This window comes from Paenibacillus sp. VTT E-133291 (assembly GCF_002264395.1).
GTDB classification, from domain to species: Bacteria; Bacillota; Bacilli; order Paenibacillales; family Paenibacillaceae; genus Paenibacillus_AQ; species Paenibacillus_AQ nitricinens.
In genome coordinates this window covers 21,823-32,198 of the sequence record NZ_NFVA01000076.1, presented here as the reverse complement: position 1 = coordinate 32,198, position 10,376 = coordinate 21,823, and the positions used below count along the sequence as shown (strand labels likewise).

Annotated in this window: 8 protein-coding genes; 5 read left to right on the top strand and 3 right to left on the bottom strand. The window is 44.0% G+C overall.

The annotated features are described in order from the left end of the window. Positions 1–1,293 (top strand): IS1182 family transposase (locus CA598_RS24170; RefSeq protein WP_094878167.1); only part of this gene is annotated, 1,293 nt, incomplete at its 5' end. Positions 1,294–1,486: 193 nt separating this feature from the next. On the opposite strand, the gene CA598_RS24165 is transcribed toward CA598_RS24170, so the two are convergent. Both CA598_RS24165 and CA598_RS24160 read right to left on the bottom strand, forming a co-directional pair. After that, on the bottom strand, positions 1,487–3,922 hold the full coding sequence (locus CA598_RS24165; RefSeq protein WP_094878166.1) for a glycoside hydrolase family 94 protein: 2,436 nt from the start codon (positions 3,920–3,922) through the stop codon (positions 1,487–1,489). Positions 3,923–4,110: 188 nt separating this feature from the next. Then, on the bottom strand, positions 4,111–5,166 hold the full coding sequence (locus tag CA598_RS24160; protein WP_094871353.1) for a LacI family DNA-binding transcriptional regulator: 1,056 nt from the start codon (positions 5,164–5,166) through the stop codon (positions 4,111–4,113). 232 nt (positions 5,167–5,398) lie between these two features. Here CA598_RS24160 and CA598_RS24155 point away from each other — a divergent pair, with 232 nt between their 5' ends. Next, positions 5,399–6,418 (top strand): ABC transporter substrate-binding protein, encoded by a 1,020-nt coding sequence (locus tag CA598_RS24155; RefSeq protein ID WP_094878165.1) that lies wholly within the window; start codon positions 5,399–5,401, stop codon positions 6,416–6,418. Positions 6,419–6,533: 115 nt separating this feature from the next. Next, positions 6,534–8,129, top strand: coding sequence for a helix-turn-helix domain-containing protein (locus tag CA598_RS24150; RefSeq protein ID WP_094871355.1), 1,596 nt, complete (start codon positions 6,534–6,536; stop codon positions 8,127–8,129). A 1-nt stretch (position 8,130) separates the two neighbouring features. On the opposite strand, the gene CA598_RS24145 is transcribed toward CA598_RS24150, so the two are convergent. Beyond that, positions 8,131–8,322, bottom strand: a complete 192-nt coding sequence (locus CA598_RS24145; protein WP_094871357.1) for a DUF6199 family natural product biosynthesis protein — start codon at positions 8,320–8,322, stop codon at positions 8,131–8,133. Between the two features lie 547 nt (positions 8,323–8,869). On the opposite strand from CA598_RS24145, the gene CA598_RS24135 reads away from it, so the two are divergent. Next, entirely contained in the window at positions 8,870–9,766 is an 897-nt protein-coding gene (locus CA598_RS24135) for an SDR family oxidoreductase (RefSeq protein ID WP_094878164.1), read from the top strand. Positions 9,767–10,042: 276 nt separating this feature from the next. Beyond that, positions 10,043–10,357: a hypothetical protein gene (locus tag CA598_RS24130; protein WP_094878163.1), complete on the top strand. Its 315-nt coding sequence runs from the start codon at positions 10,043–10,045 to the stop codon at positions 10,355–10,357. Positions 10,358–10,376 lie beyond the last annotated feature (19 nt).

Here is a 10,376-nt window from a genome sequence, read left to right as displayed (position 1 = left end):
GTGCCTCCCATTCGAATGTTCAAGTACTTATTACTAAAATCGATCTTCGATTTGTCCGATGTGGATGTTGTAGAACGTTCTAAATATGATATGTTCCTCAAATACTTCTTAGATATGGCGCCAGAAGACGAGGTAATCAATCCTAGTTCACTCACGAAGTTTCGTAAACTTCGATTGAAAGATGTGAACCTGCTCGACATGCTGATTCAAAAAACGGTAGAAATTGCATTAGAAAAAGAAATCATTAAGAGCGGCGCAATTATTGTGGATGCGACCCACACGAAATCACGATTCAATCAGCAGTCACCCAAAGAAATATTGATGGAGAAGTCTAAGTTGTTGCGGAAGGCCGTTTATCAAATCAATGAAAACATGAAAGATAAATTCCCGCCAAAAACAAGGACAAACGAATTAGTGGATGAACTGGACTACTGCCAAAAATTAATTGACACTGTAGAAAAAGAAGAAACCATCCGCGAATACCCAAAGGTAAAGGAAAAGTTGAACTACTTAAAGGAAATCGTAGAAGATCACGTGGAGCACCTTCAATTTTCTAATGATCCAGATGCACGCGTGGGTCACAAAACAGCCGACTCCTCTTTTTTTGGCTATAAAACACATATTGCAATGAATGAAGAACGTATTATCACAGCTGCCGTAGTTACAACCGGAGAAAAAAGTGACGGGAAACAACTCCAAACACTAATCGAAAAAAGTCGCAAAACAGGCATGGAAATCAATACAGTCATTGGCGACACAGCCTATTCTGAAAAAGAAAATATTGAGTATGCCAAAGAAAATGGATTGCAACTAGTGGCTAAATTAAATCCTAATATTACGCAAGGTGTTCGTAAGAAGGAGGATGAATTTGAGTTTAATAAGGATGCTGGAATGTACGTATGTAAAGCAGGACATATGGCGATTCGCAAAGCGCGCACAGGAAAAAAAGGCATCCATAAAAACCAAAAAGATACTTACATGTTTGATATTGAAGAATGCAAAATTTGCACTATGAAGGATGGGTGTTATGAAGGAGCGAATAGTAAAACCTATTCAGTAACCATCAAGTCGACAGAACATAAAGAACAAGAAGCATTTCAAAATAGTGATGAATTCAAAGAAAAAGCGAAAGAGCGTTATAAAATCGAGGCAAAAAATAGTGAACTCAAACATAGACACGGATATGATGTTGCATCTTCCTCGGGTCTAATTGGCATGCAGATGCAAGGCGCTATGGCGATATTTTCTGTTAATCTCAAGCGAATCATTAATTTGATGAAAGAATCGAAGTGAAAGTATAAAAGCAAAGGCGACATTTCGTTCAAAATCGAACAAAATGTCGCCTTTTTAATTTGAGGCACTCTTATAACTTTTAATAATACAGGTTTTTCAGCGGTCTCGAAGAGCTCAGGAGTCATCTAGTGTTTAGTTTAGATCCGCTTAATCGTTCAAACGAACGGTTGAGCGGATTTTTTAAATAAAAGCATTAACCCAGTTGTACAACTACTTGGTGAACAGCGCCATCTCCAACAGGAGCGATGATGTTACCTTCTACAGCTACGCCATCCAGGGTAAGACTAGCTACACCTTTGGAGACATGGTTCGGGTTCTGGATTTGAATCACGTAAGTATCTCCACGGAAGACACGTGTGATTTCAAAGCTGTCCCACTCTGTAGGAATACAAGGATCGATCTTCAGACCATTGAAATCGGCTTGAATACCAAGGATCGATTGAGTGATCGCTACATAGTTCCATGCAGCAGTACCAGTCAACCAGGAGTTTTTAGCTTCCCCGTGACGAACGGCATCTTTCCCTGCGATCATTTGGGAATAGACATAAGGCTCTGTGCGGTGAATTTCGCTGATATCCTCCAGGTATGCAGGAGCAATTTTTGCGTAAATTTCGAACGCTCTGTCGCCATGTCCGAGTACCGTCTCAGCGATCATGATCCAAGGGTTATTGTGGCAGAAAATACCGGCATTTTCTTTGTAGCCCGGAGGGTACGTAGAAATTTCACCGAGGTTCAGATAGTACTTGGAATATGGTGGTTGTTGCAATACGATACCATATTTAGTATCCAAATGCTCTTGAACGGAAGACAGCGCTTTTTCGGCTTGGCCATCTTCCACACCGATACCAGCCATAACACAGATCCCTTGTGGTTCGATGAAGATTTTTCCTTCTTCGTTTTCTTTGGAACCAATCTTGTCGCCATAGTGATCATAAGCGCGCAGGAACCAATCGCCATCGAAGCCGTGAGTCAGTGTGATTTCACGCATGTTGTCAATCTTAGCTTCGGCATCTACAGCTAAATCGTCAAGTCCGCGCATCCGGCAGATTTCAGCATAGTCCGGTCCAACAAAGACGAACAGGCCTGCGATAAATACGGATTCCGCAACGCGGCCTTCGATGTTGGCCGTAGTTTGGAAAGACTCGCCTGGTTCTGTAGAGAAGCAGTTCAGGTTCAAGCAGTCATTCCAGTCCGCACGGCCGATCAGCGGCAAGCCGTGAGGTCCGAGATTGTTAGTTACATGCTCGAAGGAGAGTTTCAAGTGCTCGAACAGAGTAGCCGTGTTATCCGGATTGCTGTCAAAAGGAACCTGCTCATCAAGAATCGAAGTGTCGCCAGTTTCTTTAATGTAAGCAGCCGTTCCTAGGATCAACCAAAGCGGATCATCGTTAAAGCCGGTGCCGACTTCGTTGTTACCTTTTTTAGTGAGCGGTTGGTATTGGTGATAGGCACTGCCATCTTCAAATTGAGTAGCTGCGATATCAAGAATACGTTCTTTAGCACGTTCAGGGATTTGGTGCACAAATCCGAGCAAGTCTTGGTTGGAGTCGCGGAAGCCCATACCACGGCCAATACCAGATTCAAAGTAGGAAGCCGAACGGGACATGTTGAAGGTAACCATACATTGATATGGATTCCAGATGTTAACCATGCGATCCAGTTTCTCGTCGCCGCTTTGGATTTGATACTTAGACAGCAGATTATCCCAGTGAGCAGCAAGTGCAGCGAGTGCAGCGTCTACTTGAGCATCTGTAGCAAATTGCGCGATCATAGCTTCTGCTGGTTTTTTGTTGAGTACGTTCAGGGATTCCCATTTATCTTCTTCAGGGTTCTCGATGTAGCCGAGCACAAAGATGAAGCTTTGTTCTTCGCCTGGTTCAAGCGTAATGTTCAGTGCATGTGATCCGATAGGGGACCAGCCGCTAGCTACGGAGTTAGTAGGTTCACCTGCAACTACAGCTTGCGGGCTTTCCAGACCGTTGTACATCCCTACGAAAGCTTCACGATCCGTATCGAAACCAGCGATTTCTTTATTTACGGAGTAAAAAGCATAGTGATTTCTGCGCTCACGATATTCTGTTTTGTGATAGATAACGGAATCCTTCACTTCAACCTCACCAGTGCTGAGATTGCGTTGGAAGTTGGTCATATCATCTTGTGCATTCCAGAGACAGAATTCGGCAAAAGAGAACAGTTTCACGGACTTTTTAGCGGAGCCAGTGTTCTTCACGATAAGACGATGAACTTCAGCATTATGACCCATTGGTACAAAAGCAAGCTGGTTCACAGAAATTCCGTTCCGTTCGCCAGTAATGGAAGTGTAACCAAGACCGTGACGGCATTCGTAGAAGTCGAGATCGCGTTTTACGGGCATCCAGCCTGGGGTCCAGAAATCACCATCGTCATAAAGATAGTAGTAGCGGCCGCCAGTATCCAGTGGGATATTGTTGTAACGGTAGCGGGTCAATCTTCTGAGACGAGCGTCTCTATAAAAGGTGTAACCACCAGCTGTATTAGAAATAAGTCCGAAAAATTGCTCATTACCAAGATAGTTAATCCAAGGGTAAGGGGTTTTAGGTGTGTTAATTACATACTCTTTACGAGTGTCGTCAAAGGTACCGAATTTCATGTGAGAAAGTCTCCTTTCGATTGTGAACGCGCGTTTATAAGTTTCAGAAAAAATTCCCTCGAGGGAAGGGAGTTTTTTTCATTGGCTTCAAGCAGGATAATTAAACAGTAACTTCAATCATCGATACCGAATCATAGCAGCTTCACGAAAAAATATGTAGATTTCTTCAGTGAAGAATTGATCCTAAGCTATTTCTTCGGCGGTTGACAGGAATCTCTCTCCACTAAACGAGCTGGAAAGCTGATCGTGCTGAACGTAGGTTGCTGTGAATCACACAGCTCGATTACTTTTTCAACTGCAGCCTTAGACATTTCATAGATCGGCAAGCGTACAGAGGTCAGCTTAGGCTGGATACGGGATGCTAGCTGAATGTCATCAAATCCGGCAATGGAGATATCCTCAGGGATAATGATTCCGTGCTCGGAGAACGCTTCCATCGCTGATATAGCCATATCATCGTTGGAGGAGAAGAAGGCCGTTGGCAAAGATCCTCCAGAAGCAAGAAGCTTCTTGACCTCTTCATAAGCAGTCTCTTTCAGAAAATCACCTTTCAGAATAAATCTCTCATTTACAGGCAGGCCATGTTTCTTCAGTGTATCTTCATAAGCCGTATAACGCTCTCGTCCAGAGTACGTATTCATTTGACCACAGATGATGCCAATCTCTTGATGACCCAGAGAGATCAAATATTCAATTGCTTCTGTGGTGCCCTCGTAATCTTTGGAGTTCACAATGGCCAGATGATTGCGGTCCAGATGCTCCGACATAATCTCAGAAATATCATAATCAATTAATACGAGAGGAGAGTCGAGCCCTACCATTTCTCGGACGATATTAATATCCTTTTGAGTGCCGACAATGATACCGCCGTCAATCCGTTTTTGGAGAAAAGCTTGCTTTACCTTGATGAAATCGTCGGGAGAGTACACCGTATGAATCAGTACATAACATCCGCGGGCATTCGAGGTGTCGACTACGGCATCAACGAATGGAGCAAAGTAATTGTTTTGATAAATTCGGGTAGTATTCTCCTTCTCGTTCATACTGATGGCGAAGAGTCCGATCGTATCGGTCTTCTTACCGGCTAAAGCCCTTGCAAAGCTGTTCGGTTCGTACTGATGTTGCTCAATCACCCGCAGCACTTTGGCCCGGGTCTCTTCAGGGACGTTAGAATAATTGTTGATCACGCGGGATACCGTACTTCGGGAAACCCCGGCCAACTTAGCTATGTCTTCGCTGCGCATGTTTCCCCTCTTTTCATAAACGCGCGTTTATGAGTTTATTGTAAGCGAAAGCATGGTATAAATCAATCGTAAATAAAAAGAAATTTGTGAGGAAGGGAAGAAACTAGTTAATAGTTTGTATAAGATTTTTGCGGAGAAAGTGCATTGAAAGCTATAAAAGTCATGCTACTATTGTGATAATGATTATTGAGAATGATAATCAATGAAAATATAGCATTGGAGTGAAGGGATAATGGTAAGATGGGGTCGGAAGTTTTTATGGTCAGCAGTACTTATTATGGCATTGACCGCGCTGGCGGCATGCGGAACGAATAGCAATACTACGAAAGATAATGTTGCTAAAACAGAGAATGCAGAGGAATCAACCTCAGCTAGCAGCACACCGAGCGAAGGAAGTGCAAATGCTTCGGAAGAGGTTGCAACTCGGACGATTACAGGGGAATTCGGAGATGTTGAGATTCCAGTCAACCCTAAACGGGTGGCCGGGATTTACCTTGAAGATTATTTGAAGGCATTGGGGATTACCCCGGTGGTTCAGTGGTATCATCCAAGCTGGGGCAAACAGGATTACTTAAATCTTGATGTGCCAGAATTTGATATTACCGGAAGCTTGGAAGCGTTATTGGAGAAAGACCCTGACTTGATTATTGCGGACGGAGGCGCGGATGCGGCGAGGTATGAACAATATTCCAAGATAGCACCAACGTATCGTCTCCCTGAGGCGGCACTGCAGGACTCAAGACAAGTGCTTACAGCGATTGCAGATGCGCTCGGTATTCCGGAGAAGTCTGAGGCTGTACTCGCCGAGTATGATCAGAAAGTGGCAGATGGAAAAGCTAAACTGCAACAAGCTCTGGGGCAAGAAAAAGTAGCAGTGATCCGGCTCAACGTAGCGGATAAGACCTTTGCTTTGTTCGGTGTTAAAAACCGTTTTATCGGTGTGATTTATTCTCAATTTGGCCTGACACCCGTGCCTATGGCTGCAGAAATGACCGAATATCAATCTATTATTTCCGAAGAGCTTATTCCTCAGCTCGAAGCGGATCATATCATCATATTCCCTGACAACGGGGGCTGGGATACTGAAGAGAATCAGGAAGCGATCCAAATTCTTGATGGGCCGCTGTGGAAGAGCCTGCCCGCAGTGAAGAACGGGAATGTTTATAGAATGGAACGTTCCCATTGGCAGACTGGTGCCATCACAGCCAATTCGATGAAGCTTGATGACCTGCTGGAAGCTATGGTGAAATAAACGGCAGCCGCCTTGAAGGAATAGCAAAAAGAAGGTCTATCAGCACCCTTGATAGACCTTCTTTTTTGTTTTACACTGAAGTGAATGAAAATGATTCTCAATTGGGGGCGGGAGAATGGCAAAAGATTTGCAAGACAGCAATAGAAGGAAGCTATTCTATAGCTTGATAAATATAGAGACCCAATCCCTGTCAGTAAGCGGACAGAGTGAAGTATTTCAGGATCATACGCTACTCATTGTATCGGAAGGACAGGGGTACGTTGAGGCTGAGTCGAGGCAGTTTCCACTGGAAAAAGGTACTGGGTTCTTGTTCGAACCGGGGTTATTAAGCAAAATCAATGCCGAGGAGCGGGGGCTTAGCTTTTATCGGCTTACTTTTGAAATCATCGAAACCGGGGAAAACAGGCAGAGTGAAATAGAAAGAAGGACTAAAGAGGACATCCTTCGATCTGGGTTGTTAAGCTGTAGACCCTTTTCACAATGTAAATTATTGCTAGAGGCTATCTACAATAGCCGTAGAAGCACAGATGAGATCGAATGGTTCGCAGGCCATACGCGCTTTCAGGAGCTGCTGCTGTTAATCATGCGTGCAAATTCCTCTGTCGTTCAGATCACAGGTGATCATGAGGCAATCCAGCGTTCCATTCACTATATGGAGGAACATTATAATCAAGCTGTAACCGTCGATCAACTGGCTGAAGTTGCAGGCATTACACGTGCGCGCTACACACAAACCTTTAAAGAAGTGACAGGGCGGATTCCCTTGGAGCATTTGAACGGGCTTCGTATCGAAAGGGCGCAGCAGCAGTTGCTGCTCACGAATGACCGCTTACATGAAATCGCGTTATCCGTCGGGTACAGCAATGAGTATTATTTTAATCGGCGTTTTAAAAGATCGGTTGGTGTTACGCCCGGCCAATACAGAAGCTTCCATCAGGATGGAATGAGGGTGTTCGCTCCTTTTTTGGAAGATTATCTGCTGGCTCTAGATATTACTCCTGTGGCGCAATATTCTCACGCTGAGTGGGGGAAGCAAGAGTACCTGGCTCTCCATGATGTGCCTGCGGTAGATATTTCGACTCGTAATTGGCAGGAGCTCTCCCGGTATACGCCCGAATTGATCTTGCTGGATAATGGCTTTCATCGCTGGCATCTGGAGGAGTGCAGCCGGATCGCTCCGTTGTTCAAGCTGCCTGTTCATCAAGAGGATTGGCGTGCCACATTATATTCTGCAGCAGCGGTCTTTGGCAGAACGGAGCGTGTCCAGGAAGTGATCGGCAATTATGAGCATCGGGCACAGCAAGCCAAGCAGCTGCTTACCCGTTCCGTCCATAGTCAGACCATAGCTTGTTTAAGAATATCAGCCTATGGAATCACTCTTTATGGATGTGAGCATTTGGGATATACAGGAAGTGTGCTTCATCATGATTTGGGCTTGCAGCCCCATAGCTTGGTTCGGAAGTTGACCCGTGGAAAGAATCGGGTGAACCTGACAAAAGAAGAGCTTGCCAATCTGACGGCGGACCATTTGTTTATTACCTTTGATCAGCTTGAAGGGGGAGGACGGGAACTGCTGGATACACAACTCTGGTGCAGCTTGCCTGCTGTGCGTAACGGTTGCGTATATGAGGTGGATTTTATGGCCTGGATGAATTACGGCGTATTGTCGCATCAGCGCAAGATTGAGGATGTATTAAGAGCGTTAGGATAAGTCAGAAGCTAGACCAGATAAAAAAGAGGACAATAAGTGCCACTATACTGCTGACGCGGGTCATTAATAAATAAGCCTCACTCGGCTCAACGTCGCCTTTGATCATCCAACCGTATCTCATGTACCATCCGAATCGTGGGAAAAAGATGTTAAGTAGCGCTAACAGAACAAAGAGGAAAATAAAAAAGCCCATGATTTATCACTCCTTTATGTAATGTATACGCGAAACTGTGTGGAGGGTGTCCCGATTCATGTGTGAGTTTCCATATATTTATTTAATCTTATGTAATATAGACTGATAAAAAATGGAATTTCCTAAGGAGCGGATAAATCGTATGGAACACACAGGTCTTTTTTTCGGAGGGGGAGTAGGTGTTTTGTTCTTTTTAATTTGGATGATATCCATTGGCTTGGGAATCTACTTTTTCGTCCTGCTTGTAAAATTGACACGTAGAGGAATAGTGGCTTTAGATTTATATATCTACGCTAAAAATCATGAAATACGTACTCGTTATGAGTCGGTTCCAGACAGGTCTGAGGAAATTTAAGGCCATTAAATGATCAATGATACTTAGAGTATGAGATACCCTTGCACCTTATCAGGTTGTTGGGGTATTTTTGTGGAAATATTCAGGACTGTGCTATCGAGGAGGTATGTTTAGCGGTGTACTGTTGTGTTTACATAACAAAGAGTTCCTTAAATAAAAATGGTTTTCTAAAAATAAAGGAGGAATTGATCGATGTCTAACCAATATACGATGCAAGATCCTACCACTCAGTACATCAAGGCAGGACCTGAATTTCAACAGCAGCAACAAGAGCCGGGGCTCCAGAAGAAGATGAACCCCGTACCTGATACAGGTGAAGATACCTATCAAGGCACCGGACGTCTGACAGGTCGAAAAGCGATTGTTACAGGGGCGGACAGCGGGATAGGTCGTGCCGTTGCGATTGCTTTTGCTCGTGAAGGCGCAGATATTGTTCTATCCTACATGCCGGAGGAAGAAGAAGATGCTAAAGAGGTTCTCAGGCTGGTGCAGGAAGCAGGACGTACCGCAATCGCCATTCCAGGTGACCTAAAAGATGAGGAATACTGTGAACAGCTCGTCGATACTGCGGTTAAGCAGCTAGGAGGAATTGATATTTTAGCCAATATCGCGGGCAAGCAGCAATTCGTCCCCGATATTGCTGATCTTACTACCAAGCATTTTGACGATACCTTTAAGACGAATGTGTATGCCATGTTCTGGCTGTGCAAAGCGGCAGTGAAGCATATGCAACCAGGCAGCACCATCATCAACACTTCTTCCATCCAAGCCTATAACCCCTCGCCGATTCTATTGGACTACGCGACGACCAAGGCTGCTATCAATACATTCAGTAAATCTCTCGCCCAGCAAGTCGCTGATAAGGGGATTCGAGTGAATGTAGTGGCTCCAGGTCCTGTATGGACACCTCTTCAAGTGGTGGGTGGACAACCGGAAGAGGTGCTGAAGGAGTTCGGTGCGAACACACCACTAGGTCGTCCGGGACAGCCTGCAGAGATGGCTCCGGCATATGTATTTCTTGCTAGCCAGGAATCAAGCTATATCAGTGGCGAAACGCTAAATGCCAACGGAGGAACTCCAACCCCATAAAAATACTCTGCCGAATTTGGATATAGTAAAATATCAGCGAATCATACAAATACAAAGTACCCTACTAATTTTAGCTGTGGGGTGCTTTTGTTTTTATATGGAGTAAGGTGTATTATAGATTTTGAACCTATTTATTCCATTTAATGCATAGAATATTATCTACATATGATCAAGATTGTCGAATACATAGATTTCCTGCGATTACCCGAGAAATATTTGAGTTGGTATAAGGTTTAGAGTTTAGTATAGAACATAGAAAGAATTAGGAGATGTATTATGCGTAAAAAGAAACTAGCAATACTCATCATTTCCTTTGTAATGATCATGGCGTATTTTTCATCAGGAGCAGTTTTTGCGGATAAAGAAAACGGAGCTGTAATGGATAGTGGAACAAAGGAAAGGCTGATGGAAAAGTATGATCTTGCAGAGCCTGAACTTATAAATCCAAAATCACTTTGGAGCCAAAGTGATTTTGGAGTCAGTAACCCTATTGCTATATTTGTAAGTATCAGTAGGTTATATCTGAACCCATATGTTTTTGCTGCGCAAGAAATGATTAATCATTTGATGGACCGAAGCCGTCAACATTAATGACCCATGAGAGGGTCAT